Below are 26495 nucleotides of genomic sequence, written 5' to 3'. Positions count from 1 at the left end.
CCTCTCCATCCCCATTATGTCAATCCAATATTAAGAACATATAAATAGTTTGTTATGTTTTATGGAATTGTTCGCATATTTTGGGCGGACAAGCATACATTTCATAAAAAACGCAATGAGGGGTACAATGAAAAAGTGGTTTTTGTTGCTCGTCGCCTTCCTTGTCGGCTATATCGCGTACGAAGATGTAACCGTCGGAACGCTTCCGGGATCATCAAAGGCACCGGTTGTTCGAGAGAACACAGGCATGCCCTCCTATAAGGTCATCAAAATTAAAGCCGGCGACACACTGTTATCCATTGCCGAACGCGAACAGCAAGGGCCGCTTCCCGTTTCCATTGAGACATTGATTCGCGACTTTGAAAAACTAAATCCAGAAGCAAAAGCGGATGCCCTTCAAATTGGAAAAACATACAAAATTCCGGTGTACGAAAAATAGGCGCGGCGAATTTCTTGTCAATGCCCATCACTATTGATAAACTTAGTGCAGAAAAGCACTCGTTTTTAAAGGAGCGAATTTCCGTGAGTGAAATCATCCATCGTTCAAAAACACGGCCAGTCCGCGTCGGGCCGCTGACGATCGGCGGCAGCAACGAAGTCGTCATCCAAAGCATGACAACGACAAAAACGCACGATGTCGATGCGACGGTGGCCCAAATTCACCGGCTTGAAGAGGCGGGCTGCCAAGTCGTCCGCGTCGCCTGTCCGGACGAACGGGCCGCTGAGGCCATATCGGAAATTAAGAAGCGAATCAACATCCCGCTTGTCGCCGACATCCACTTTGACTATAAATTGGCGTTAAAAGCGATTGAAGGCGGCGTCGATAAAATCCGCATCAACCCGGGCAATATCGGGCGCCGCGAGAAGGTGGAAGCGGTCGTCAAAGCCGCGAAAGAACGCGGCGTGCCGATCCGCATCGGCGTCAACGCCGGGTCGCTTGAGAAACGCATTTTAGAGAAATACGGATATCCGACCGCCGACGGCATGGTCGAGAGCGCCTTGTACCATATCCGCATTTTGGAGGAGCTCGATTTTCACGATATTATCGTTTCGTTAAAAGCGTCCGATGTCCGTCTCGCCATTGAAGCGTATGAAAAAGCGGCGCGCACGTTTGACTACCCGCTTCACGTCGGCATTACCGAAGCCGGGACGCTCTTTTCCGGCACGATTAAAAGCGCGGTCGGACTCGGGGCCATTTTAAGCAAAGGCATCGGCAATACGATCCGCGTTTCCTTAAGCGCCGATCCGGTTGAAGAGGTGAAAGTGGCGCGCGAAATTTTAAAAACGTTCGGGCTCGCCTCCAATGCAGCGACGCTCATTTCCTGCCCGACGTGCGGACGGATTGAGATCGACTTGATCAGCATCGCCAATGAAATCGAGGACTATATCGCCAAAATTAAGGCACCGATCAAAGTCGCCGTGCTCGGCTGCGCCGTCAACGGACCGGGCGAAGCGCGCGAAGCCGATATCGGCATCGCCGGCGCCCGCGGCGAGGGTCTGTTGTTCCGCCACGGCAAAATTGTCCGCAAAGTGCCGGAAGAGCAGATGGTCGAAGAACTGAAGAAAGAAGTCGACAAGCTGGCCGAAGAATATTTTGCAAAACAAAAGGAAAAAGAAGCTGCTCTGAAAGGCGGCGGTCTAGAGTAATCGAAGCGCGGCCGACAGACCAGCACGAAAAAGGGCGTCCCCTGCTTGGGGACACCCTCGCTTTTTCTACGTGTAAAACGGCATAATAAACAAGCGAACGAGAATCGCGATGACGCCGATCCCGATGGCCCACGCCCCGAGCGTTTCCGCTCCGCGCCGGCGCGCGATAAAACCGACAATAATGCCGGCTGCCCCTAACAAAATCGGCCAAATAAACAGGGCGATGATGGACAACGCCAAAGCGAGCCAACCAAGCCCGGCGCCGCCTGCGCGTTCTTCGTCCCGCTCTTCGCGGCGGCGGATCGGCTCAGCGACCTCCGCGGCTGTTTCTTCCATGAAATTGCGTTCTGGTTCCTCTTTTCCGATCGATTGCACGTAACTCTCGTTATACGTGCGCTCGCGGTTGTCTGCCATATGCTTCCCTCGCTTTCCTAAAGTAAGGAGCATTATTAGTATGGGAAACCGACGCCATTTTATCATTGTGAATATTTTCTAAAAGGGGGGATCCGGCGATGAAGCGGCAACGTCTCGGTATTGACATCGACGGCACCGTCACATGTCCAAGCACATTCATTCCATACTTAAACGAGGCATTTGGCAAACCGCTCACATTAGGCGACATTACACAGTACAATTTGGCACCGCTGTACGGGGTAACGGAAGAAGAAATGGACCGTTGGCTCGAAGAAAACGAAGCCGCCATTTATGAGCGCGCTCCGCTTGCCCGCTATGCGCTTGAGGTGATCGACAGCTGGAAAGACAAATACGAGTTGTTTTACATTAGCGCTCGCGGCCGCCATTTGTACGAGCTCACCGAGCGCTGGTTTCGGCGCCATGGCATTCACTACCATCATATCGAACTGACTGGATCACATGATAAAATCGCCGCCGTCCGCCGCTACCAGCTTGCTGCTTTTTTTGAGGATAAATACGACAACGCCTGCGCCATCGGCGAAGAATGCGATATCCCGGTTATTTTATTCGACACGCCGTACAACCAAGGACCGTTGCCCGAGAACGTCATTCGCGTCAAAAGCTGGCTGGAAGCAAAACGGGAAGTGGAGCGGCGTCTACAGTCATAAAAACATCTCCCGCTTTATACCGGGAGATGTTTTTGACATTGCAGACATGTGCCGTAAATTTCAAATTTATGGTCAGCAATTTCATAACCGTCGAGCTCTGGGCCGAGCCTGTCCATCGGGCAAGCATCAATTTCCTTTGTTTTCCCGCACTGGACGCAAATAAAATGGTGGTGATGGCGGCGGGCATCACAGGCAAAGCGGAAATGCTTTTCCCCGGACAGCTCGGTCATCTCTAAAATGCCGAGTGCAGCGAAGAGCGATAAATTGCGGTATACGGTGTCAAAGCTTAAGCCTGGATACGCGGAGCGAAGCGCTTCGAGCACTTCCTTCGCCGTCAAATATTTATCGCGATCGGCAAACAGCTCGAGCATTTGTCTCCGTTTTTCAGTATATTTAAATCCCTTTTCTTTCATCAGCTGCAACGCTTCGCCGATATTCATCATTACCGTCCCCTTTTCCATTTTTTCCATCCTAATACGAGAAGCAAAATGGCGACCGCCAGCACGACGATCGTCCCGCCCGGCGCCCAATCGAGCTCATACGCCGCCAAAAGCCCGGCGATGACCGACAGCTCCCCGAAGAAAATGGAAAATGCGATCGCCTGTTTAAAACTTTTGGCGATGCGAATGCTTGCCGCCACCGGCAACGTCATTAGCGAAGAAACGAGCAACACGCCGACGATGCGCATGGATGCCGCGATGACAAGGGCGACGAGCACAATAAACAAAAAGTGAATGAACTTGGCGCGAACGCCGGAGACGCGGGCGTACTCCTCATCAAATGAAAGGAGAAACAGCTCCTTGTAAAATGCGAAAATGATGGCGGCAGCAATTACAGCGACGGCGAACGCCGCCCAAACGTCGGCGCCGCTTACGGCGCTGACGCTGCCGAACAAATACGAAAACAAATCGGTGTTAAACCCATTAGCGATGGAAATCAAAATAACACTTAAACCAATGCCGGCCGATAAAATAATCGGAATCGCGAGCTCTTCATAGTGGCGGTAAACCGCGCGCAACTTCTCAATGAGCAGCGAACCGGCAACGGAAAAGCCCATCCCGATGTAAAGCGGATTCCATCCGGCGGCCGGCACCGCTGAACCGAGCAGCAGCCCGGCAGCAATGCCAGCAAGCGTCACATGGCTCAGCGCATCAGCGATGAGCGACAGGCGCCGAACAACAATAAACACTCCAAGCAGCGGCGCGGCAAATCCGGTCAAAATGCCGGCCAAAAACGCATTGCGCAAAAATTCATATTGCCAAATGGCTTCCCACACATGTCATTCCTCCACAATCAACCGTTTACGTTCCGCCCGTTAATGTTGGTGGGAGAGAACGTGAAGCGAATGGCCGTAAAACCGTGAAATCTCCTCGTCGCCAAGCCGTTCGAACTCTTTCACGTTTCCGTGGAAATAGAGGCGCTTGTTTAAGCAGGCGATATGGGTTACCCGATCCGTGATCGTCCCAATGTCGTGCGTCACGAGCACAAGCGTCAAGCCGCGGCGGTTCAAATCACCGAGCAGCTCATAAAACTCATGCACATGGCGGGCGTCAACGCCGACGGTCGGCTCGTCTAAAATCAGCAGATCCGGTTTGCTCGCCAAAGCGCGGGCGATAAACACCCGCTGCTGCTGGCCGCCGGACAACTCGCCGATATTGCGCTTCGCCAAGCCGCACAAACCGACCGCCTCCAACGCCGCCTCAACCGCGCGGCGGTCTTCTTTCGTCAGTAGGCGAAACAAACCGCGTTTGGCCGTCAATCCGCTCATCACCACTTCCTCGACGGTCGCCGGGAACCCGCGGTTAAAGCTGTTCGCTTTTTGCGACACAAAGCCGATCCGATGCCATTCACGGAACGACTCGATCGGCTCGCCAAACAGCGAGATGCGGCCGCGGTCCGGTTTTAACAAACCGAGCACGCATTTTAAGAGCGTTGACTTTCCGGAACCATTCGGGCCAACCAGCCCTAAAAACGCTCCTTTTGGCACCGCCAAATTGACATGCTCGAGCACTTCTTCTTTTTCATAGCGAAATGATACATCCTCGACTTGCACGACAAGCCTGTTTTCCATGGCCGTTCTCCCTTGTTAATTCAGAATCGTTACGATTTATACCCATATGCAAGTATAGCCGATCCCTTCCATTTTGTAAACCTCAATGAATCGCCGATTTGAAACGGGCCCCGCGCACTTCATGCGTCGCCATAATGGTAATGAACGCATTCGGGTCGATTTCATTAACGATCGATTTCAGCTTGGTCACTTCCAGACGCGTAACGACAGCATAAATGATTTCTTTTTGCTCGTCCGTATAGCCGCCTTTGCCAAGCAGCTTCGTCGTCCCGCGGCCGAGGCGGTGCAAAATGGCATCAGAAACTTCTTCATAAAAATCAGTGACAATAAAGGCCGCCCGCGTCTCATCGAGCCCTTCAATCACCGCATCGATCGTCTTGGAGGCGATGTAGTACGTCATCACCGAATACATCGCCGGCTCGACCCCAAGCACAAACGCTGCCCAGCCGAAAATAAACACGTTGACAAACATGACGAACTCGCCGACGGAAAACGGAATTTTCTTTGTCAGTAAGAGGCCTAAAATTTCTGTCCCATCCAGCGACCCGCCATGGCGAATAACAAGACCGACACCAAGCCCGAGCGCCAAGCCGCCAAAGACAGTCGCCAAAACCGGCTCGGTCGTCAGCGGGGAAAAATGGTGAAACATCCGTTCGGTGACACCGAGAATAACAACGCCTAAAATCGTTGACAGCATAAACGTTTTGCCGATGTGCTTATAGCCAAAATACATAAACGGGGCGTTTAAGAGGATGACGAGCGTGGCAAAGTTGAGCAGCCGCCATTCGTCTGGAATTAAATAATCCAAAATAAGGGATACACCGATAATGCCGCCATCGATCATTTTATTCGGAACGAGCAGCCGCTCGATGGCAAACGCCGCCAAGGAAGCCCCCATAGCGATCATCAACACCCGGTACAACACGCGCTTCAACGGTTCTTTTTTATGCTGCTTTGGCGTCAAAATCCCACCCTTTCCTTCTTTACTTTCATTTCCATTATACCATACACCCCTTTTCCGTTCACATCATATGATGGAACAGAAACAAGGAGGGGGCTGCCATGAACTTTTACCAACAGATTGTCAAACAAAAGTTAAAAACGATCACCCCGGAACAACTCGTTGCATACAGCCAAGATTACGATTTGCCGATTACGGTCAGCCAGGCGAAAAAAATTCTTCATCTTGCCCGGACGAATGACATTAACATCTTCGACCCCAAAGAGCGGAAAAAATGGGTGCGCGAGCTGGCTAAAATCACTTCGCCGGAGATTGCCAAAAAGGCGAACGAACTGTTTTTAAAATTTGTACAAAAAAAAGTAAAAAAGGGCGTTTCGCCCTTTTTCATTGCGCGTCAGCAACAATTTTTTCAAGCAGCTGATCATCGAATGTCTGCGCCCGCAGCATAGCAATTTCATGCTTGTACGGCGGTTTTTTATCATTTTTGTCCTCCCCGACATACGGCGTTTCTAAAATTTTTGGAACGTCTGTCAGCTGCGGGTGATGGACGATGTAGTTCAGCGCATGAAATCCGATATGGCCGAAACCGATGTTTTCGTGGCGGTCTTTTCGGCTGCCGCGCGGATTTTTGCTGTCGTTGATATGCAGCACTTTCAGCCGTTCTAGACCGATGATCCGGTCAAATTCGGCAAGGACGCCGTCAAAATCGTTGACAATATCATAGCCGGCGTCATGCGTATGGCATGTGTCAAAGCAGACGGACAGCTTGTCATTATAGGCGACGCCATCGATAATATACGCCAGTTCTTCAAACGTGCGCCCGCATTCCGATCCTTTTCCGGCCATCGTTTCAAGAGCGATTTCGACCGTCTGTTCGCGCGTCAATACTTCGTTCAGTCCGCGGATGATTTGCCGAAGCCCGGCTTCCGCTCCGGCGCCGACATGGGCGCCCGGGTGCAGCACAAGCTGCTTCGCCCCGATCGCTTCCGTCCGTTCAATTTCGGCGCGCAAAAAATCAACACCAAGCGCGAACGTATCGGGATTTGTCGTGTTGCCGATATTGATAATGTACGGAGCGTGAACGACGATGTCCGCAATGCCGTGCGCCTTCATATGCTCGCGCCCGGCTTCAATATTCAGCTCCTCGATGGCTTTGCGCCTTGTGTTTTGCGGCGCACCGGTGTAAATCATAAACGTGTTCGCCCCGTACGATGCCGCCTCCTCGCTGGCGGCAAGCAGCATTTTTTTGCCGCTCATCGAGACGTGTGAACCAATTTTTAACATGTTCTCCTCTCCCTTTTCCTTCCATTCGCAGCGAAAGCTACGATTTTTTGAAGCGGCTCAGCCGCTTTTTCTTCCTCTCGAGCTCGGCGCGCAGCTTTTTCTTATAGCCCGGCTTGACTTGTTTCGCTTGTTTCAGCTTGGCGACAAGCGGCGCGAGTTCATCTTCCTTCTCACCGGCCCGCTTGCCCCGCCGGTTCCAAGGCGGCAGCTCCTTCCATTCGCCGCGCACGAGATCGCGATGAACAAATGAAACCCCCATTTTTTCCAATCGGGCAATCGCATCTTGGTCGGCCGGCTCGTAAATGGTCGCCGCAATGCCGCTATAGCCGGCGCGTGCTGTCCGCCCGGCGCGGTGAATGTAAAACTGCAAATCATCAGGCAGCTCGTAGTTGATGACATGGCTGACACCTTCGATATCAATGCCACGCGCGGCCAAGTCGGTGGCGACGACGTATTGAAACGCCAAATCAAGGATTTGGCTCATCATCTTTTTGCGCTCGCGCGGCGTCAAATCGCCGTGCAACACGCCGACTTTCAATCCTTGTTCAGCAAGCAGATCAGCGACTTCATCAGCCCTTTTTCTCGTATTCACGAACACAATGGCTAAATACGGATTGTAGCTGACAAGCACATCGTAAAGCAGTTTGACCTTTTCGCGCCCGCGCAGTGGAATAAGCACATGCTCAATGTTTTCATTCGCCGCCTGTTTCGGCTCGACTTGGACGAATGTCGGATTTTCCATATATTTTTTCAAAAACGGCTTCAGCTTTTCCGGAATCGTCGCCGAAAAGACGAGCATTTGCAGCTCTTTCGGCATCCGGGCCGCGATTTGGTCGACGTCAGTGATAAAGCCCATATCAAGCATCAAATCGGCTTCATCGACGACAAGGATGCGCGCCGTGTGCACAGTAAGCGCCTGCTCGCGGATAAAATCATTAATGCGTCCGGGCGTGCCGATGACAAGATGCGGCTGCACATGGAGCTTTTCGAGCGCCTTTTGCTTATCCGTCCCGCCGATGAAACAACGGGCGACGATCATCCGGTCTTTCGGGCAAAATTTCGTGATCTTTAACGTTTCATGGTAAATTTGCGTCGCCAACTCACGCGTCGGCGCTGTGATGACCGCCTGCACCTCCGCGCGCTCCGGGTCGATCTTTTCGATGATCGGCAATAAATAGGCGTGCGTTTTTCCCGTCCCGGTCTGCGACTGGCCGACCATGCTCTCCCCGCGCAGCGCCCTCGGAATGATGCGCTCTTGAATTTCCGTCGGTTTATAAAAACGAAGCGCTTGAATCGCCTCGATCAAAAACGGCTGAAATGGAAAACGGGTAAACTGCGTCTTCGCCATCAACCACCACTCCCTTCTATCTGCGCCCTTTGTTCGCTTCATCATTATAGCGAATGTTCGCGGCCCGTCGCAACTAAAGACGATGGCGATGGAAAAACCTTTCCCGTCCTGCCCGCATATTTTATGAAGGAGGACGATTGTTCATCCGTACGACAGAAAGGAGGCGACTGCCATGAGATACAGCCGTCCCCCGATGATGCCTTCCCCGTTTGCCGGGATGCCGCCCGCTCCGTTCACCCGCATGCCGGCTGGCGCTCCCCGCCCCGGCGGCGCCGGCGGTCTGCTCGCCCGCTTATTTTCGCGCGGACAGCCGCCGGCCGCCGCTCCGACCTCGTGGGGATTGCCGCTGCTGCAAAACGCCGCAGCCAACACCGCCACGACAGCGAACACAAGCGGCGGATTCATCGGCATGTTAAATAACGTGCAAAAAATGCTCGGCATCGCGCAAAACGTCATGCCTATGGTGCAGCAATATGGCCCGCTCATTCGCAACCTGCCGGCCATGATCCGCATTTTTCGCGAGCTGAAACCGGCCGATGAAGAAGAGGGGGAAACGAAACCGACAGAAAGCGCACCGGCAAAAGAAACGAAGCAAAAGCCGGCTGCGCAGGCGGCCAAAAAACGCTCCGTTCCACAGGCGAAGCGTGAAACACCGCAAGAAAAACAGACGCCGGTCGCGCCGAGGCCATCAACGCCGAAACTGTATATATAGCCTCTCTCCCGCCCCGGCAATGCCTGCCGTTTAGGGCGGTTATTCTTTGTCTTCTCCCCTTCTCTCCGATATAATGGAAAGTGAAAACCGCCGCGCGGTCGGCGGCAGGGAGGGAAAACGATGGAAGTGATTAAAATTACCCCGCGAGGGTATTGCTACGGGGTGGTCGATGCGATGGTCATCGCCCGCAACGCAGCGTTAGACCCAACGCTACCGCGACCGATTTACATCCTCGGCATGATCGTCCATAATAAACACGTCACGGACGCGTTTGCCGAAGAAGGCATTATTACGCTCGATGGGGAAAATCGGCTTGAGATTTTGGAAAAAATTGATCGGGGCACAGTGATTTTCACCGCCCACGGCGTGTCGCCGGAAGTGAAAAAACGCGCGCTTGAAAAAGGGCTGGTGACGATCGATGCAACCTGTCCGGACGTGACGAAAACGCACCGTCTCATCGAGCAAAAACTCGCTGATGGCTACGATATTATCTATATCGGCAAAAAAGGGCATCCGGAACCGGAAGGAGCGGTCGGCATCCATCCGGAGCGCATCCATCTCGTCGAAACGCCAGACGATGTGGAGCGGCTTTCACTCACCAACGAACGCCTCATGGTCACAAACCAAACGACGATGAGCCAATGGGATGTGGCTGATATTATGGCGAAAGTAAAAGAAAAATACCCGCATGTCGAAATGCATAAAGAAATTTGCCTCGCGACCCAGCTTCGCCAGGAAGCGGTGGCCGAGCAAGCGAAGGAAGCGGACGTGACAATCGTTGTCGGCGATCCGCGCAGCAACAACTCGAACCGCCTTGCCCAAGTATCGGAAGAAATTGCCGGCACGAAGGCATACCGCATCGCCGATGTAACGGAAATTGATATCAACTGGATTAAAAATGCCAAAAAGGTGGCTGTCACGGCCGGCGCGTCCACTCCGACGCCGATTACGAAAGAAGTGATCGACTTTTTAGAGCAGTTTGATCCGAACGATCCGGCTACGTGGGAGCGGGAGCGGAAAGTGCCGCTGCAAAAAATCTTGCCGAAGGTGAAAACGAAGAAAGAAGAATAACAACCGTTCATCCATGAACAAAGGCTATCCTGAACAAGCGGTTGAACCGCTTGCAGGACAGCCTTTTTCGTTTGCTGTTCATACGAATTGAAACGGATCGGTATCGATGGTTGAAGCGACCACCTCAGCCTCCCACTGCCGCTTCGCGAGCTCGGCGGTTAAATAGCGGGCGACGCCTTGTTTCATCACTTTTTCGACGTTATGGCCGGGATCGATGAGATGAAGGCCGAGCGCTTGAGCGTCATGGGCGGTATGGTAATACACATCCCCGGTCACATACACGTCGGCTCCGGCCAATGCGGCGGCGGCGACAAACTTATTTCCGTCTCCGCCAAGCACAGCGACGGTTTGCACAAGGTCTTCGAGCCGGCCGACGACGCGCACGGCTGGGACAGAAAATGCTGTTTTCACTTGTTCGGCGAAGGCGCGCAGCGTCACCGGCTGCGGCAGCCGGCCGATGCGTCCGAGTCCAAAGCGTCGCCCTTCATTGTCAAGCGGATAGATGTCGTACGCCACTTCCTCGTATGGATGGGCCGCGAGCATCGCTTCGACCACTTGCCGCTCAAGCGAGGCCGGGACGATCGTTTCGATGCGCACTTCCTCCACTTCTTCAAGCCGCCCTTGCTCACCGATAAACGGCTGGGCCCCTTCTTCCGGCAAAAACGTTCCGATGCCGCGGCTGTTGAATGTGCAATGGCTGTAACGGCCGATATGACCGGCGCCAGCATCCCCTACAGCCGCCCGCACCGCCTCCGCGTGGCTTATTGGCACATAGACGACAAGCTTTTTTAGCGCTTCCGTGTATGTCGGCACAAGCACGGCCGTTTCGTTCAAGCCGAGCGCTTCGGCGAGCCAGTCATTCAAGCCGCCAAAAGCGACATCTAAGTTCGTATGAGCGGCGTAGACGGCAATGTCGTGCTTGACGCATGCCGCAATCATCCGCCCGTGCCCGTCATCGGTCGACAACCGCTTTAGCGGACGGTACAGCGGCGGATGGTGAGCGATAATTAAATCGGCTTGTTGATCGATGGCTTCGGCGACGACGTCTTCAAGCACGTCGAGGGCGACCATCACTTTTTTGACCGGCTTGTTCAACGTTCCGATTTGCAGGCCGATCGGGTCCCCGTCCATAGCCAACGGTTTCGGGGCGAGCTGCTCGACAAGCTGAATGACCTCATAGCCGTACGGAATGCGGCTCATGGCAACGCCTCCTCTACCAATTGAACTTTTTTCTCCAGTTCGCGCTTTTTCTCCTGCGCCGCTTCACTTTCTCCCTTTTCTGCCAAATCGGCGATAATCCGCTTCCAATGCCGGAGTTCACGCTGCCATTTTTCGCGAAACACCTCACTGTTTTCTTGACGTAAAAACGGCCCCAAAAGCAGTTCTGCCTCCAAATGGCGATACGGCCGCCGCGCGTCGCCGCGCTCGGCGACAAGCACTTCGTAAATTTGCCCATCCTCTTTCAAAATGCGTTCGGCCACCAGCTCCCATCCGTGGTCAAGGAGCCAGCGGCGGACAAGCTCGGCGCCAATGTTCGGCTGCAAAATGAGCCGTCTTACCCCCGCCAGCTTGTCTTCTCCATCGCCTAAAATGCGGGCAATCAAGGAGCCGCCCATGCCGGCGATCGTGATGCAATCCGCTTCCCCCGGAGCGATGACAGCCAGCCCATCTCCTTTGCGCACGGAAATGAGGTGGGAAAGTCCGGCCTTTTCCACTTGCTGCCGTGCTGAGCGGAGCGGCCCGTCCGCCACTTCACCGGCGATGGCTTTGGCCGCATAGCCGCGCAGGCAGGCATAGCAAGGCAAATAGGCGTGATCGGAACCGATATCAGCGAGCACCGCCCCTTTCGGGATGAAGGAAGCGACCGTTTCGAGCCGCTTTGATAGGTGAAATTCGTTCATAATCCGACAACGGCGCAGCCAACCTTCTCCAAGCTGCTGTGCGAAGGCGGCCCGCATTTCCCTCCTTTCTTTTTCCAATTTTGTGCACTTTGATGGCATAAATGGAACGCTCTCTCCTAGTTCGAGATGATAAAACATCCCTTCGCCAAAGGCAAAGGGACGTCAATCATCGTTATTATTTTAAGCCGGCCAGCCATTTCGTCATCGCGTCGAGGTTTTCGGCTGGTACAAGCCCGCCCGGCATGCCGCCGCGTCCGTTTTGCAGGACATCTTTGATTTGGTCCGCCGATAACCGTTCGCCAACTCCTTTTAATGCCGGACCCATGCCGCCTTCATAATTTTGTCCGTGACAGCTGATGCACGTTTGTTGGTAAAACTGCTCCGGATTAAATTCAGCAGCCTGCTCCGTTTTTTCGCCGCCTTTTTTTTCTTCGGCCATCTCTTTCGCATCGCCTAGCCCTTTAAACGACAAGACGAACGTCAGCACAATCCCGAATGCCATAATGATGAAAAACGGGATGAGCGGATTGCGGTTCATCTCTTTTACCTCCCTTATGTATGATAAAGAACGATGCAAACAATTTTATTTTACTGTAAATAGCGGACAAGGAAAAGCCCTAAGTTTCCAAAACAAAAACAACCGGCTTCATCGCCACCAAACAACCGCCGCCATAAGCGCCCCACCGACAACGGCAGAAAGAAAAAAGTAACGGAGGCGAAACAGGCGGCCAATGGCAAGCCAAATGGCACAGTTCGCCAGCACGGTCATTGTGAGCGCACCGGTTTGGCCGGGGAAGTAATGGCTGCTGACAGCAACCGTCTCCACAAGCAACAGCCACGCGCTGCCGATCAGCGGAAAATGAAGGAGCTGCCGCTCTTTCCGCCATCGCCAAACGAGCAAGAGGCACGCGGCCAAAAAAAGGGACAAAAGGAGCGTTTGCAAAACGAATGACAATTCAGTAAAATAAATGGCAAGAGCGGTGGCTGGCAACAATAAACAAAGACCGGCAGCAAGTAAACCGGGATGCGGGCGGCTGCGCGGGCGGCCATCCCCCTCCGTATAGAGGGCAAGCAAAAAATCGCAATATTGCTCCGGCAAAAGGCGCGAACGCTTCCAATATTCAATTTCCCGGATAATCGTTTCCCGTCGTCGCCGATTCATTCGTCAATCACCTTTCATCAGTCAAAGAAAAGAGAAAAAAATAGTTTACTTCCGAGGAAGTAAACTACGAAAAAAGCGGTCATTCCAAAAAGTCTTTCAGCCGTTTGCTGCGGCTCGGATGGCGCAATTTGCGCAACGCCTTGGCTTCGATTTGGCGAATGCGTTCGCGTGTTACGCCGAACACTTTCCCAACCTCTTCTAGCGTCCGTGTCCGGCCGTCGTCGAGTCCAAAGCGAAGGCGGAGCACGTTTTCTTCGCGGTCCGTCAGCGTATCAAGCACATCTTCGAGCTGCTCTTTCAACAGCTCGTAAGCGGCGTGTTCCGACGGCGATGTCGCTTCTTGGTCTTCGATGAAATCGCCAAGATGCGAGTCGTCCTCCTCGCCGATCGGCGTCTCGAGCGACACCGGCTCTTGAGCGATTTTCAAAATTTCTCGCACTTTCTCCGGCGTTAAGTCCATTTCCTCGGCGATTTCTTCCGGCGTTGGTTCGCGGCCGAGGTCTTGGAGCAACTGCCGTTGGACGCGGATCAGTTTGTTGATCGTCTCGACCATATGAACCGGAATGCGGATCGTCCGCGCCTGATCGGCGATCGCCCTTGTGATGGCTTGGCGAATCCACCATGTCGCATACGTGCTGAATTTGTAGCCTTTGCGGTAGTCAAATTTTTCAACCGCTTTGATCAAGCCCATGTTTCCTTCTTGGATCAAATCAAGGAAGAGCATGCCGCGGCCGACATACCGTTTGGCGATGCTGACAACAAGACGGAGGTTCGCTTCTGTCAACCGGCGCTTCGCTTCTTCGTCGCCTTGTTCGATCCGTTTGGCCAGCTCGATTTCCTCTTCCGCTGACAAAAGCGGAACGCGGCCGATTTCTTTTAAGTACATGCGCACCGGGTCATTGATTTTCACGCCGGGAGGAACGGACAAGTCGTTTAGGTCGAACTCTTCCTCCTTCACCAGCTCGTCGATATCCGGGTCGGTCTCGATGTCGGATTCGCTGATCACTTCAATGCCTTGGTCAGCGAGGTATTCGTAATATTCATCCATCTGGTCGGAGTCCAAATCAAAGCCGGAAAGCCGCTCGGCGATTTCCTCGTACGTAAGGATGCCGCGTTTTTTGCCGAGCTCGGCGAGCTGCTCTTTCACTTGCTCAAGCGTATCGCCAGCAGCTTCCGCTTGCTTTGATTGGGCTGGTTTTTCAGCCATTTCATTACCTCCTTTAAAAACTCATACCACCATGTTATGAAGAAGATAACATTTTTTTCATCTCAATCATTTCTTTGGCGATGCGGGCGGCCGTCAAAAAGTCCTTTCTTCGCTCCGCTTCTGTTTTTTCCTGCTCTTTTTCCTTTAGCATTAACCATTTCGGGTGATTCAACACATGCTTCATATAATCGCCGAGCTCTTGTTCAGAAACCTCATCGGCCACCAGCAACAACGACAGTTCGCTCGCCAGCGGCTGCAGTTCGCCGGGAAGCCGAAACATGAGCGCGCCAAGGTCGGCTTCATGCCCTTCTTCATAAAAGGCATAAATATAGGCGGCTAACGCCCGATGCTCCTCGATGTTAAATCGTCCGCCGACCCGCTCTTGAACGATGAGCGCCACATCGCGGCTCCGCATCATATGGGCAAGCAGCAGCCGCTCCGCATTGTGGAAAGCCGGCAGCAGCTTTTTCGCCAGCGTCGGCCGCGAAACCTTTCCGCCGGCCGCCGTTTTCCGCGGCATCGACGTTTCCCGCTCGCAGCGGGACAGCTGCTCATTGAGCGCGGAGAGCGACAACGAAAACTCCTCCGCGAGCTGGCGGACGTAATAATCTTTTTCGACCGGACTCGGCAGTTTGCCGATTTCGCGGAGCACTTCCTCGATATAACGAAGCTGGTCGCCTTCGTGCTGCAAATTTTTCCCCCGTCGCAAATGGGTCATTTTAAACGCCATGAGCGGCTGGGCGGCAGCGATTTCCCCGGCAAACCGCTCCTTGCCGTGAACGCGTATATATTCATCCGGGTCAAGGCCGTTCGGAATGGATGCCACCTTGACGCGGCATCCGAGCGCGCTCAGTTGTTCCGCAGCGCGCCAAGCGGCTTCCGTTCCGGCGCTGTCGCCGTCATAACAAATCGTGACCGTTTCCGCATGGCGGCGCAAAATGCGCGCCTGCTCCTCAGTCAGCGACGTGCCCATCGTTGCCACCGCGTAATCAATGCCGGCCTGCACGGCGGAAATCACATCGGCAAACCCTTCAACGAGCAGCGCCTCTTGCCGCTTGCGGATCGGCACCCGTGCCTCATGAAAGTGATATAAAAGCATTCCTTTCCGAAAAATCGGCGTCTCCGGGCTGTTAACGTATTTCGGCTGCCCGTCGCCGAGCAGGCGGCCGGAAAACCCGACCGTCTCACCGCGGTGATCATGAATCGGAAACATGATGCGATTGCGGAAGCGGTCGACGTACCGTCCGTCTTCTTTTTTCGTTACTAAGCCCGCCTTTTCCATCATCGGAAGCGAAAAGGAATGGCTTTCGAGCAGCTTGGCCGCCGCATCGGGCGCATCCGGCGCATAACCGATTTCAAACCGGTCGATCGTTTCCTTTGTCCATCCGCGCGCCTGCAAGAAATCAAGCGCCGCTTGTCCTTCTTTTGTATAAACAAGCAAATAATGGTAAAATCGTTTCAGCAAGGCGTGCGCTTCCGTCATCGCTTTGGCCTCGCCGGTTTTGCCGTCGTCATGCCCGTGAATGTTCAGCTGATAGGCGGACAGGTCGATGCCTGCTTTGGCCGCAAGACGTTTCGCCGCTTCCACAAACGGAATGCCCTCGATATCCATCAAAAACGTAAAGGCATTCCCCCCTGCCCCGCAGCCGAAGCAGTGGAAAATTTGCTTTTCTGGGGAAACGGAAAACGATGGCGTCTTTTCCCCGTGAAACGGGCATAAGCCAAAATAGTTGCGGCCTTGTTTTTTCAGTTGAACATATTCGCCGATCACACCAACGATGTCGATGCTGCGGCGAATCGCTTCAATCGTTTCTTCGGGAATGCGATGTCCCATATGAACAACCCCCTGAACCTCCTGATGGCTAAAGCCATGGGGTTCTTGTGTACTACAGAGCTTCTTGCATGTCTTCATATGGACAGTGACTCTTATTCCACAAGACTTCCATAACCAAATACCCGTCCGGTGCTTAACGCCCTATGCGCCCGGTTTAAGGACGCTTTTGGTTGTTTCATCCCCATACTTTCGTCCCAGCGGCTGAGGCCGTGGGCTTTCATAATGCGTGTTCTCTTCACCTATTTATTCTCGGCAGCAAGCCCATTTTCCTTTTGATTTCGACAAATTTTTTCATTTTTTCAAGCCTCTCCGTTTCGCCTTCCCCCTTACCTTCAAAATCAAAAGCGGGGCGGCCGAATCACCCGCGGTCCGCTCTCGTCCCGCTGCCTATGCAGCAGCCAATGACAGCGGCACCGTCCGAAGACGCACTCGATATATTATATTTCAGCACCGAGAAGAAAATTTCACTTTTTTCTCGGCGCTTTGTTGCAGCGGGCAAACCTGTTCCTGTAGGAAGGGACGTCTTTACACCCCCTATTATTCTACACCGTTCCAAAAAATCCTTCTTTTCTTCCGGACGTTCGACATTTTTTGTCGAAAAACTTTTTTTTACTGTCCTTGACAAGCAGCTATAAATAGTTTACTCGTCCTATGGCCGCTCTAAACCTATATAGGGCATTTTTCTCGCAATTTTTTATTATAATATAAGCCGCAGCAATATGCCATAAAAAATGCACGATTCCCATCAGGAAACCGTGCGGATAAAGGGAAACGACAACACACCATTACCGCTTTAACTTTTTCATAATTATGCTTGCTGTTTCTTCAACAGCTTTATTCGTTACATCGATGACGTCGCAGCCGATCTTTTTCACCACTCCGTCAAAATACGCCAGTTCCTCTTTAATGCGGTCCATGTTCGCATAGATGGCTTGATCATTCAAGCCGAGCGATTTCAGACGCTCGCGGCGGATCGACAGCAGCTTGTCCGGACTGATTTTCAATCCGAAACATTTGCTTGGGCCGACCTGGAACAGCTGCTCGGGCGGCTCGACTTCCGGAACGATCGGCACGTTCGCCACCTTCAGCCGCTTATGGGCCAAATATTGCGACAGCGGCGTTTTCGATGTGCGCGACACGCCGATCAATACAATGTCGGCGCGCAAAATGCCGCGCGGGTCGCGGCCATCATCGTATTTCACGGCAAACTCAATCGCTTCGATTTTTTTGAAATAATCTTCGTCAAGCACACGCACTTGGCCCGGCTCATACCTTGGCTTCAGCTGAAACAAATCGCTCATCTTTTCAATGAGCGGACCGATGATATCGTAAGCGACAACCCCTTCGCGCGCCGCCTCAGCGAGCAAAAATTCCCGCATTTCCGGGACGACGAGCGTAAAGGCGATAATGGCTTGGTTCATTTTCGCCAATGCGACGACTTCGGCTAGCGTTGTTTTATCCTCTACATACGGGACGCGTTTCACTTGAACCGGTGAGGCGTAAAACTGGCTGGCCGCCGCTTTAACGACGAGCTCGGCCGTCTCCCCGCCCGAATCGGATACGACGTAAACGAGGCGCTGATTCATGTGTCTCCTCCTTTTTGGCTTATACATCATCTTTCGCTAATGAAACAAATGCTTTCGTCATATTCGTTTTCGTAATGCGGCCGATCACTTCATATCCTTTTTCCGTTTTGCGCACGACCGGCATGGCGTCGATTTGCTTTTCGATCAGCCGCTCAGCCACGTCAATGAGCGGATCGTCTTTATAACAAACGGCGATGTTCGGCATTCTTGTCATAATAATATTGACCGGAATCGCCGTCAGTTCTTGCTTGCCGATGCTCGCGCGCAACAAATCTTTGCGCGACAAAACGCCCACAAGAAGCGACTCATCATCGACGACAAACAGCGTGCCCACATCTTCCAAGAACATCGTAACGATCGCATCGTAGACGCTGACGTTTTCGTTGACGACGACCGGGATCGATTGATAATCTTCGACTTTCATTTTTTTAATTTTATCAGCAAACAGCTGCGTGCCCGTTTTTCCCGTATAAAAATAACCGACGCGCGGCCGTGCTTCCAAGTAGCCGGCCATCGTCAAAATGGCTAGATCAGGCCGAAGCGTCGCCCGCGTCAAATTCAGCTTTTCAGCGATGCTCTCCCCAGTGATCGGTCCATAATCTTTCACAATTTGCAAAATTTGCTCCTGGCGTTTATTCAGTTCGATCGTCGCTCACCACCTTGCCAAAAAGGTCCCATACGCTATTACTCTCGTTCATATTATACTACATACCGCGTTTACAAGGAAAATTACGTCTCACGCTCGCCGCCCGGGTCAAGCTTGTCTTTCAGCTCGGCGATTTGCTCCAAAAAGCGCTTCGCCTTTAGCGACAGACCGGCATATTCATCATAGTAGCTGGACAATACAGCCCTCAATTCCGCTTTTGTCCCTTCTTTTACCGAAATGGCTCCGAGCCGGGCGAGATCAAGATGGTAAAACAGGCGCAACAGCCGAGCTGAGGCCGGCGAAAGCGAAAACCGGTGCGGATCAGCCGCCTCGCAGCGATGGCAAAGGAAGCCTGCTTCCTTGACTGAAAATGAGAAGCGCCCTTCCGTCGCCCCGCAGCGGGCACAGCGGTCGAGCACAGGCGGAATGCCGAGCACCGAAAGCATTTTCATTTCATAAATAAACGTCATAATCTCTAAATCGCGGCCTTCGCTCATATATTGTAATGTTTGCAGCAGCAGCTCGAACAAGTACGGATTGCGCTTTTGCTCCTCCGTGCTTTTATCGGTGAGCTCAACAATATACGCCGCATAAGCGGCGGCAAACAAATCTTCACGCAGCGCCCGCATCGAGTCAATCAGCTCCCCTTGGTGAAGAAGGCCGACGCCGCGGCTGCGGCGGACCAAATAATGGCCGTAGGCGAGCGGCTGCGTAACAGCAGAAAGGCGGCTGCTTGGCTTTTTCGCTCCTCGTGCCATCGCAGCCACCTTTCCCCACTCTCGTGTAAACAATGTGACAATCTTATTTGTCTCGCCATAATCGACCGTCCGCATGACGATCGCTTCGCACTTCTCAAACATCGAATCACCACCGCTTCAGCCAACGACGATACTACGAGATCGGCTGGTCGATTTCTTCCTGTTCGGCGTTTTGTTCTTCACCGCCAAACCGTTGTTCCCGCTCCAGCTCTTTAAACAGAAGGTACGTATCAATATTGCCTGTTTGGCTAAACAACTTCCACGTAAACTCAAGCATGGAGTGACACCTCTTTCCGCCTGCAGGCATTGCGTATTGGTGGTCTACTTATAGGTTGGCTCGGGCAAAAATGGTTTATGTCGCGTAAAATTTTCTAGCCGTCAATACTCGTCTTCGCGAAAACCAAAGTCGCGCAGCTGCGCGAGACGGTTGCGCCAATCTTTTTGCACTTTCACCCACAGCTCCAAAAACACTCTTGACCCAAGCAGCGCCTCAATGTCAGCGCGCGCCCGCTGCCCGATTTCCTTCAACATCCGGCCCTGTTTGCCGATGATGATCCCTTTTTGGGAATCGCGCTCGACGACGATGACAGCGCCAACGTATACCGTGCCCGTCTCCTCGCGCCGCTCGATGCGTTCCACGGCGACGGCGATCGAATGTGGAACTTCCTCGCGCGTTAAGTGAAGCGCTTTCTCGCGAATGAGCTCGGCAATAATAAACTGCTCCGGATGGTCGGTAATCTGGTCCGGCGGATAATATTGCGGTCCTTCCGGCAACCGCTGTTTAATTTGCTCCAACAGACGCTCGACATTGTTCCCTTCAAGCGCTGAAATCGGCACGATTTCCGCAAACGGGTACAAGTCCTTATACCGGTCAATGAGCGGCAGCAGTTCATCCGGATGGACGCGGTCAATTTTATTGATCACTAAAAACACCGGGGTATTGACCTCGTTCAACCGCTCGATAATAAACGCTTCGCCGCGCCCAAACCCTTCTTCAGCGTTGACCATAAACAAAATCAAATCGACTTCGCGAAGCGCATTGAGCGCCACTTTCATCATAAAGTCGCCGAGCTTATGCTTCGGTTTATGCACCCCGGGGGTGTCGATGAAAATGATTTGCGCGTCATCGTCCGTATAAACGCCTTGAATTTTATTGCGCGTCGTTTGCGGCTTGTCGCTCATAATGGCGATTTTTTGCCCGATGACGCGGTTTAAAAACGTCGATTTTCCTACGTTCGGTCTTCCGATAATGGCAACAAATCCTGATTTGTATCCTTCTTTATTCATGCATATCCTCCGCTGCAAAAGCTTCTGGCAGTAATTCGCCAACGGTGACGATTTTTACATCGCCGTTTAAGTTGGCCAAAATGACGTTCATATCGCCGGGGCAAAGTTCGGCGATCACTTGGCGGCATGCGCCGCACGGCGGCACCGGACGGGGGGTGTCAGCAATGACCGCGAGGGCGGCAAACTCCGTCTCCCCTTCCGAATACGCCTTAAACAGCGCAGTCCGTTCCGCACAATTGCACATGCTGTAGGCAGCGTTCTCAATGTTGCAGCCGCGGTACACGCTGCCGTTTTTCGTCAACAACGCGGCGCCGACTTTAAATTTTGAGTACGGCACGTAGGCGAGTTCGCGCGCTTTTTTCGCTTCGGCAATAAGCTGCTCGATCTCCACGAATGACTCTTCCTTTCCTGAAAGCAAACGCTGCTTTCTTTTATTTTACAAAAAATCATCACAAATTTCATCATCTGAAACGAAAATGTAACAGAAAAATTAGAATTTTCTTTCTCGTTCGTTTAGCGAAGGTGCGGCCAAAACAGCAGCACCCCGATGATGACAGCAAGCCCGGCGGCCACGAGCACAGCGGCAGCGGCAATATCTTTCGCCGCCTTGGCCAGCGGATGAAACTCGTCTGTCACTAAGTCAACGGCGCGCTCAATGGCTGTATTGACAAGCTCGAGCGTAATAACCGCGCCGACGGTTAACAAGAGCACGGCCCATTCCCATCGCGACAGCCCAACGATGCCGCCGGCCGTAAAGGCAACAACGGCGGCCGCCAGGTGGAAACGTAAATGCGCTTCCTCCTTCACCGCCGCCTTCATCCCCGACCAAGCCCAAGCGAAACGATCCCGTTCCCGCACGCCCCGCATAGTTATCTCGTCAACCCGAGCCGCGCCAATATTTCCTCCTGCTTGGCGAACATGACACGCTCCTCCTCTTCCGTCTCGTGGTCATAGCCAAGCAAGTGCAAAAAACCGTGCACGGCCAAAAATCCGAGCTCGCGCATGAACGAGTGCCCGTATTCTGCGGCTTGCTCCTTCGCCTTCGGGACGGAGATGACAATATCGCCGAGCACCGGCGGCACATCGACGCCGATGATATCGATTTCGCCTTCCCCCTCCTCTTCAAGGGCGAACGACAGCACGTCCGTTGGGGCGTCTTTGCCTCGGTAATCGCGGTTCATCGCGCGGATGCGCTCGTTGTCAACGAACGAAACGCTCACTTCCGCCCCTTCGGGCACGTTCTCGATGGCCGCCGCTTCGCGAATCAACCGCTCGAGCGTCTCGATTTGTTCGGCCGTCATTTCGTTCGTCTCATCGATAAAGTCGATTTGAATCGTCATGCATGCTTCACCTTTTCCTTTCGTACTTCCGGATATTCGATGCGCGAATGGAAGACGCCGTTTAACGTCTCGCAAAGCGAACGGGCGACCACTTCCAGCTCTTTCAATGTAATGTCGCACTCGTTTAGCTGGTTGTCTTGCAGACGGTCAGCGATAATCGCCCGGACGATCTTTTCAATTTTTTCCTGCGATGGGTTGGCTAACGAGCGAACGGCCGCCTCGACGCTGTCAGCAATATTGATGACCGCCGCTTCTTTCGTCTGCGGCTTCGGGCCCGGGTAACGAAACTCCGCTTCGGAAACCAATTCCGTTTGCTCGCGCGCCTTATGGTAAAAATACTTGAGCAGCGTGGTGCCGTGGTGCTGTTCGGCGATGTCGACAATCTCCTTTGGCAGCCGGTGCTTGCGAAGCAGGGCGACGCCGTCAGCGACATGGGCGATAATGATATTTTTGCTCAATTGCGGCGACAAATGATCATGCGGATTGCCGCCTATTTGGTTTTCAATGAAATAACGCGGCCGCTTCGTCTTGCCGATATCATGGTAATAACAGGCGACGCGCGCCAGCAAGCCGTCCGCGCCGATCGCCTCGCACGCCGCTTCGGCCAAATTGGCGACCATGATGCTATGATGATACGTTCCCGGCGCTTCAGTTAACAGCTTCCGCAGCAGCGGATGGTTCGGATTCGACAATTCTATGAGCCGGAGCGGCGACAAAATGCCGAACGTCGTTTCAAACAGCGGCAGCAGCCCGATCGTCAAAATGGCGGAAAAAATGCCCGAAGCAATGGCCATGACGACAAAGAGACTGATTTCAAGCAACGAATAGCGGCCGTTTTTCAACAACAGCAGCGAAAGGAGCGAAACGATATTGACGGCCGAGACGAGCACACCGGCCCGCCAAATTTTTGCCTTCGCCAGCTCCTTAGGCAGGCAAAACGTCCCAGCCAGTCCGCCCGCGAGCAGATAGACGGCTAACGACACTGACACCGCGCCGGTCGCCCCGATTTCCTCATTGAACAGCAGGCTGCCGCATACGGCTCCGATGATCGCCGTCATCATCGCCAGCCGCTCGCCGAGCAGCACGCGGACGAGCATCGGCCCGAACGCCGCCGGAACGAGGTAGCCGGTCGAGACGGCGCCGCCGGACGACAGAAGACGGATGAGCACCATCACCGCCAGCATGAACGTAAAAATGGCGGCGTAAAGCGACAGCTTTTCATTCGTCGTTTCGGCGCGGAAATAGTAAACGAGCGGCGACAGCAAGAGCAGCACGAACAAAAACAGCCCGGCCGCCGGCCAAGGCGTGCGGCCGCCGTCGAGCAGGCCGACAAGCTCAAGCTGATGATAAATATCGCTCGTGATGAACTGCCCCTCTTCGACGATCACTTGTCCTTGCAAAATTTTCACCGGTTTCACTTCATCCATCGCCTGCCGCCGCTTTTCCTCGGTCGCCGTCCGGTCATAAACGACGTTCGGAATGACCGCCCGGCGGCAAAGCTTGGCAACCGCTTCACGAAGCGGCGGCGACAGCGCCGCGTATTCGAGTTCTTTGGCTGCCTTCGCGCGCGCCTGTTCAAGCTCCGCTTGGGAAATGCGCTCGTTCATGGCCGCGTGCACGGCCGTCAGCGCAGCTTCTTTGGCCGTCTTGAGCTCATCGGGAGCAGCGCTCAGCAACCGCTGCCATTCTTCGGCAGACAAATAGGCGAGCCACTCCGGCGGCAGCCGCTCCTCGAGCTTAGCCGCCATTCTGCTCGGCGAGCGGTCCGGCTCTGCCTCGTTCTGCACGCTCTCGATGGCGGCAAACAGCGAGGAAAGAAGATCGACTCGGTTTTCGGCGTATTCTTTTTTCAGCGTGTAAACGTCCGCCACTTTGGCGGCTGCTTCCTCCTTCAGCCTCGCCGTCGCCTCCTTATCCTCCACCGTCACCGGTGAACGGATCGTTTCCTTTGCGACGTCAAACAGGCGCAGTTCGTATTGGCGCGGCTTCACTTGCCAGTACAGGACGGTAAACAACAGCGCTGCCAGAAACAAAAACAGCCAAAAGCGGACGAAGCGGACATCTTTTGTCCGCTCAAGAAAAAAACGAAGCCTTCCCACCGGTTTTCCCCTCGCTTTTCAAGAAAAGACGATGCGCCTTCAGTTTTTCTATAAGCCAGCCTCATCATAGGCGTCAATAATTTTCGCAACGAGCGGATGGCGGACAACATCGGACTGCTCCAAAAACACAAAGGCGATGCCGCTAACGGGCGCCAAAATGCGTTTGGCGGCTGAAAGCCCCGATTCGACCCCTTTCGGCAAATCGACTTGCGAGATGTCACCGGTAATGACCATTTTTGATCCAAAGCCGAGCCGGGTTAAAAACATCTTCATTTGCGCTGGAGTCGTATTTTGCGCTTCGTCAAGAATGACGAACGCGTCCTCGAGCGTCCGGCCGCGCATGTAGGCGAGCGGGGCGATTTCAATCGTGCCGCGCTCGATCAACCGCTGCGTATACTCCGCTCCCAATACATCATGAAGCGCGTCATAGAGCGGGCGCAAATACGGGTCGACCTTCTCTTTCAAGTCGCCGGGCAAAAATCCGAGGCTCTCCCCCGCTTCGACAGCCGGACGGCTGAGAATAATGCGCTTGACGTTGCCGCTTTTCAGCGCCTTGACCGCCATGACGACGGCTAAGTACGTTTTCCCGGTTCCGGCCGGCCCGATGCCGAACGTCAAATCGTGCTGCTCAATCGCCGCGACATAATAGCGCTGGCCTAACGTTTTGACGCGAATCGGCTTCCCTTTGGCATTTTTCGTAATCTCTTCTTCGTACAGCTGGATGAGGCCGTCAAGCGCCCCTTTTTTCGCCAGCTGGACGGCATAGATGATGTCGCGCTCACTGATTGCCACCCCTTTGCGGATGACGATCAGCAAATGGCGCAACAGCTCGTCAACAAGCTGGACTTGCTGCGGCGTGCCGGAGACGTTGACCGTCTCCCCGCGCGTCACAATCGACACGCCGAGCTCCTCTTCAATCCGCTTTAAATGGGCATCGTGGACGCCAAAGAGCGCCGCCGCTTCCTGCTGGTTGCGCACGTGTTGGCTGATCGTAACAAACTGCTCTGACATTCTCAATCTCCTTGAACGATTGGTTGTGGTACGGCAATATTTTCGATGACTTCGTAATGCAATTCTACCCTTACTTTACCACTCTCTTTCCTCTGATGCAAAACTTTTTCGCCGCGAATGGCCGCCTCCTCCGGCAGCTTAGCCCGCAGTTCGCGGCGGGCGATCTTTTTCGCTTCCGCGAACGCTTCTTCCCACGTATAGCTCCGCTTCACGGCTTCCGCCTCGCGGACGATGACGCGCTCATAATACAACGGCAAGTCCCATTTCCAAAAACGGAACGGCCGTTTTTCTCTCTCAATGACCGTATGGGCAAACGGCGGCTTCTTCCATCCCCAAACCGGAAGGGAAAAGCGGCCGATCCCGATGGAATGGCGCTCAATGGATTTTCCGGTCAACACGTGAAACGTTGTCTCAAGCGGCAGGACAACCGTAGACTTGTACCATGTTTCGCCAAACACCTTCCCGGTGGCCGGCACAAATTTCGTCCGCCCTTCGGCGCCGATAATGCCCGAAACGAGCAGCTGGCCTTTTTGCACGTAATCGTTGACAGAAACGAGCGGTTGTCCTTCTTCAACGAATAAGTCAGCCACCACCGCCTCTTTTTTGGCGACTAAATGGCGCGGGGGCACCGGCTGTTTCGGCTCCGGAATCTCTTTTTCGACGACGCGGAAGTGAAGCGACGTCCCTTCCCATTGGACGCCGACCCACGTAATGTCATCAATGCGTTCGGTCAGCTTTTTTTGCAGCGTTTCCGGGTCATCAAGCAAGAACTGGAATGCGCCGCGCTCGACTCCCATTCGTTTCAGTTCGCGAGCCATTTGATGCTCTGTCTCCGGGGTCGCACCTTCAATGTCAATGTTCCAAACGATGTTGGACAGCAAAAACACAATGGCTATAAAAACGAGCAGGCCGAGCCAAAATCCGCTGTTTCGCCACGCGCGGCGCCAAAAAAATGGCAGACCGGTCCTCCCGACAAACGAAAGCTTGCATTCGCTTTGCCGGGCGATATGGCGCAGCCGTTTCACATCGCTGAGCTTAATGAAAAACGTCGCGGTATCCCGGCTATGTTTTTTCACGTTCCACACGGCGATGCCGTTGCGCACACAGGCGTTGATCAGCCGTTCCGTCCCTTTTCCTTCCGCCTTGACCCGCACGCTGCCGGCGAGCGTGTCGACCCATTCGTTTTTCATTTTTTTTCCTCCTCTATATAAACAACTTGGCTAATTTTCCCTTCGAGTAAAATTTCTTCCGGCAAAATCGTTTTAATGATAAACTGTTCACCGCGGACGAGCAGCTGCCCGTTCCGCAGCAAAAGGCGGAGCTCTTTATCGCTGAACGTGAGCAGCCCGCGGTGGTTTTCGATGTAAATATGTATTTGTCCGACCATCGTAATGCGGGGAAGGTCCATCATGATGTCGGCGGGAAGCTCGAGTTTTTCCGCCATCCACCGCTTCATCTGCTGGCGCCACTTTTTCACCATTAAAAAGA

At 53.5% G+C, this 26495-nt stretch carries 30 protein-coding genes and 1 pseudogene; 6 read left to right on the top strand and 25 right to left on the bottom strand.

What is annotated here, in order from left to right:
• The first annotated feature begins 127 nt into the window (after window positions 1-127).
• Both B9L21_RS03640 and ispG read left to right on the top strand, forming a co-directional pair.
• Entirely contained in the window at window positions 128-439 is a 312-nt protein-coding gene (locus B9L21_RS03640) for a LysM peptidoglycan-binding domain-containing protein (protein WP_063165260.1), read from the top strand.
• Window positions 440-522: 83 nt separating this feature from the next.
• A complete protein-coding gene (ispG, locus tag B9L21_RS03635) occupies window positions 523-1647 on the top strand; it encodes a flavodoxin-dependent (E)-4-hydroxy-3-methylbut-2-enyl-diphosphate synthase (RefSeq protein WP_063165259.1) in 1125 nt (374 codons plus the stop codon).
• Between the two features lie 66 nt (window positions 1648-1713).
• On the opposite strand, the gene B9L21_RS03630 is transcribed toward ispG, so the two are convergent.
• Window positions 1714-2061, bottom strand: coding sequence for a hypothetical protein (locus B9L21_RS03630; RefSeq protein ID WP_063165258.1), 348 nt, complete (start codon window positions 2059-2061; stop codon window positions 1714-1716).
• Between the two features lie 98 nt (window positions 2062-2159).
• Between B9L21_RS03630 and B9L21_RS03625 the strand changes: the two genes are divergently transcribed.
• Window positions 2160-2729 carry a hypothetical protein gene (locus B9L21_RS03625; protein WP_063165257.1) on the top strand — a complete coding sequence of 190 codons (570 nt, stop codon included), beginning with the start codon at window positions 2160-2162 and terminating at the stop codon, window positions 2727-2729.
• Between the two features lie 14 nt (window positions 2730-2743).
• Here B9L21_RS03625 and B9L21_RS03620 read toward each other — a convergent pair whose 3' ends face one another.
• The 4 genes from B9L21_RS03620 to B9L21_RS03605 all read right to left on the bottom strand — a co-directional run bounded on the left by B9L21_RS03620 (window position 2744) and on the right by B9L21_RS03605 (window position 5764).
• Window positions 2744-3169: a Fur family transcriptional regulator gene (locus tag B9L21_RS03620; protein ID WP_063165256.1), complete on the bottom strand. Its 426-nt coding sequence runs from the start codon at window positions 3167-3169 to the stop codon at window positions 2744-2746.
• 2 nt (window positions 3170-3171) lie between these two features.
• Complete coding sequence (locus B9L21_RS03615; RefSeq protein WP_063165255.1) at window positions 3172-4005, bottom strand: metal ABC transporter permease; 834 nt, start codon at window positions 4003-4005, stop codon at window positions 3172-3174.
• A gap of 39 nt (window positions 4006-4044) precedes the next feature.
• A complete protein-coding gene (locus B9L21_RS03610) occupies window positions 4045-4800 on the bottom strand; it encodes a metal ABC transporter ATP-binding protein (RefSeq protein WP_063165254.1) in 756 nt (251 codons plus the stop codon).
• A gap of 82 nt (window positions 4801-4882) precedes the next feature.
• Window positions 4883-5764 carry a YitT family protein gene (locus B9L21_RS03605; protein WP_082816523.1) on the bottom strand — a complete coding sequence of 294 codons (882 nt, stop codon included), beginning with the start codon at window positions 5762-5764 and terminating at the stop codon, window positions 4883-4885.
• A gap of 98 nt (window positions 5765-5862) precedes the next feature.
• On the opposite strand from B9L21_RS03605, the pseudogene B9L21_RS03600 reads away from it, so the two are divergent.
• Window positions 5863-6120 (top strand): annotated as a pseudogene (locus B9L21_RS03600) (DUF2624 domain-containing protein); the annotation flags it as partial.
• Window positions 6121-6145: 25 nt separating this feature from the next.
• On the opposite strand, the gene B9L21_RS03595 reads toward B9L21_RS03600, so the two are convergent.
• Both B9L21_RS03595 and B9L21_RS03590 read right to left on the bottom strand, forming a co-directional pair.
• The gene (locus tag B9L21_RS03595; protein ID WP_063165252.1) at window positions 6146-7045 is read right to left on the bottom strand and encodes a deoxyribonuclease IV; all 900 of its coding nucleotides are present in this window, start codon (window positions 7043-7045) and stop codon (window positions 6146-6148) included.
• 37 nt (window positions 7046-7082) lie between these two features.
• Window positions 7083-8393, bottom strand: a complete 1311-nt coding sequence (locus B9L21_RS03590; protein WP_063165251.1) for a DEAD/DEAH box helicase — start codon at window positions 8391-8393, stop codon at window positions 7083-7085.
• 172 nt (window positions 8394-8565) lie between these two features.
• Between B9L21_RS03590 and vrrA the strand changes: the two genes are divergently transcribed.
• The gene (gene vrrA, locus B9L21_RS03585; protein WP_063165250.1) at window positions 8566-9105 is read left to right on the top strand and encodes a VrrA/YqfQ family protein; all 540 of its coding nucleotides are present in this window, start codon (window positions 8566-8568) and stop codon (window positions 9103-9105) included.
• A gap of 120 nt (window positions 9106-9225) precedes the next feature.
• Window positions 9226-10176: a 4-hydroxy-3-methylbut-2-enyl diphosphate reductase gene (locus B9L21_RS03580; protein WP_063165249.1), complete on the top strand. Its 951-nt coding sequence runs from the start codon at window positions 9226-9228 to the stop codon at window positions 10174-10176.
• Between the two features lie 78 nt (window positions 10177-10254).
• Here the strand turns inward: B9L21_RS03580 and B9L21_RS03575 are convergent, their stop codons facing one another.
• The 18 genes from B9L21_RS03575 to yqfC all read right to left on the bottom strand — a co-directional run bounded on the left by B9L21_RS03575 (window position 10255) and on the right by yqfC (window position 26487).
• A complete protein-coding gene (locus B9L21_RS03575) occupies window positions 10255-11376 on the bottom strand; it encodes a Nif3-like dinuclear metal center hexameric protein (RefSeq protein WP_063165248.1) in 1122 nt (373 codons plus the stop codon).
• A complete protein-coding gene (locus B9L21_RS03570) occupies window positions 11373-12077 on the bottom strand; it encodes a tRNA (adenine(22)-N(1))-methyltransferase (protein ID WP_063167299.1) in 705 nt (234 codons plus the stop codon). Before B9L21_RS03570 ends, B9L21_RS03575 begins: the two co-directional genes overlap by 4 nt.
• Before the next feature lie 175 nt (window positions 12078-12252).
• Entirely contained in the window at window positions 12253-12615 is a 363-nt protein-coding gene (gene cccA / locus B9L21_RS03565; RefSeq protein WP_063165247.1) for a cytochrome c550, read from the bottom strand.
• A 108-nt stretch (window positions 12616-12723) separates the two neighbouring features.
• The gene (locus B9L21_RS03560; protein ID WP_063165246.1) at window positions 12724-13239 is read right to left on the bottom strand and encodes a hypothetical protein; all 516 of its coding nucleotides are present in this window, start codon (window positions 13237-13239) and stop codon (window positions 12724-12726) included.
• A 79-nt stretch (window positions 13240-13318) separates the two neighbouring features.
• The gene (rpoD, locus tag B9L21_RS03555) at window positions 13319-14446 is read right to left on the bottom strand and encodes an RNA polymerase sigma factor RpoD (protein ID WP_063165245.1); all 1128 of its coding nucleotides are present in this window, start codon (window positions 14444-14446) and stop codon (window positions 13319-13321) included.
• A gap of 34 nt (window positions 14447-14480) precedes the next feature.
• On the bottom strand, window positions 14481-16280 hold the full coding sequence (gene dnaG / locus B9L21_RS03550; RefSeq protein WP_063165244.1) for a DNA primase: 1800 nt from the start codon (window positions 16278-16280) through the stop codon (window positions 14481-14483).
• A 785-nt stretch (window positions 16281-17065) separates the two neighbouring features.
• Window positions 17066-17866 (bottom strand): pyruvate, water dikinase regulatory protein, encoded by an 801-nt coding sequence (locus tag B9L21_RS03545; protein ID WP_063165243.1) that lies wholly within the window; start codon window positions 17864-17866, stop codon window positions 17066-17068.
• Between the two features lie 19 nt (window positions 17867-17885).
• Window positions 17886-18512 carry a helix-turn-helix transcriptional regulator gene (locus B9L21_RS03540; protein ID WP_264150840.1) on the bottom strand — a complete coding sequence of 209 codons (627 nt, stop codon included), beginning with the start codon at window positions 18510-18512 and terminating at the stop codon, window positions 17886-17888.
• Between the two features lie 83 nt (window positions 18513-18595).
• Window positions 18596-19372 carry a DNA repair protein RecO gene (gene recO, locus B9L21_RS03535; protein ID WP_063165241.1) on the bottom strand — a complete coding sequence of 259 codons (777 nt, stop codon included), beginning with the start codon at window positions 19370-19372 and terminating at the stop codon, window positions 18596-18598.
• Window positions 19373-19403: 31 nt separating this feature from the next.
• Window positions 19404-19547 (bottom strand): YqzL family protein, encoded by a 144-nt coding sequence (locus tag B9L21_RS03530; RefSeq protein ID WP_020960618.1) that lies wholly within the window; start codon window positions 19545-19547, stop codon window positions 19404-19406.
• Window positions 19548-19648: 101 nt separating this feature from the next.
• Entirely contained in the window at window positions 19649-20557 is a 909-nt protein-coding gene (gene era / locus B9L21_RS03525; protein ID WP_063165240.1) for a GTPase Era, read from the bottom strand.
• Complete coding sequence (locus B9L21_RS03520; RefSeq protein ID WP_063165239.1) at window positions 20550-20948, bottom strand: cytidine deaminase; 399 nt, start codon at window positions 20946-20948, stop codon at window positions 20550-20552. The genes era and B9L21_RS03520 overlap by 8 nt, the downstream gene beginning before the upstream one ends.
• Window positions 20949-21070: 122 nt before the next feature.
• Complete coding sequence (locus B9L21_RS03515; protein ID WP_063165238.1) at window positions 21071-21424, bottom strand: diacylglycerol kinase family protein; 354 nt, start codon at window positions 21422-21424, stop codon at window positions 21071-21073.
• Window positions 21425-21426: 2 nt separating this feature from the next.
• Window positions 21427-21897, bottom strand: a complete 471-nt coding sequence (gene ybeY / locus B9L21_RS03510; RefSeq protein ID WP_063165237.1) for an rRNA maturation RNase YbeY — start codon at window positions 21895-21897, stop codon at window positions 21427-21429.
• The gene (locus B9L21_RS03505; RefSeq protein ID WP_063165236.1) at window positions 21894-23996 is read right to left on the bottom strand and encodes an HD family phosphohydrolase; all 2103 of its coding nucleotides are present in this window, start codon (window positions 23994-23996) and stop codon (window positions 21894-21896) included. Before B9L21_RS03505 ends, ybeY begins: the two co-directional genes overlap by 4 nt.
• Window positions 23997-24044: 48 nt before the next feature.
• The gene (locus tag B9L21_RS03500; RefSeq protein WP_063165235.1) at window positions 24045-25007 is read right to left on the bottom strand and encodes a PhoH family protein; all 963 of its coding nucleotides are present in this window, start codon (window positions 25005-25007) and stop codon (window positions 24045-24047) included.
• Between the two features lie 2 nt (window positions 25008-25009).
• Window positions 25010-26197 carry a sporulation protein YqfD gene (gene yqfD / locus B9L21_RS03495; protein ID WP_063165234.1) on the bottom strand — a complete coding sequence of 396 codons (1188 nt, stop codon included), beginning with the start codon at window positions 26195-26197 and terminating at the stop codon, window positions 25010-25012.
• Entirely contained in the window at window positions 26194-26487 is a 294-nt protein-coding gene (gene yqfC, locus B9L21_RS03490; protein ID WP_063165233.1) for a sporulation protein YqfC, read from the bottom strand. The genes yqfD and yqfC overlap by 4 nt, the downstream gene beginning before the upstream one ends.
• Window positions 26488-26495 lie beyond the last annotated feature (8 nt).

Source organism: Geobacillus uzenensis (genome assembly GCF_002217665.1).
Taxonomy (GTDB): domain Bacteria; phylum Bacillota; class Bacilli; order Bacillales; family Anoxybacillaceae; genus Geobacillus; species Geobacillus subterraneus.
The sequence above is the reverse complement of the archived record's forward strand: the minus strand, read 5'-3'. Positions and strand labels throughout refer to the sequence as shown.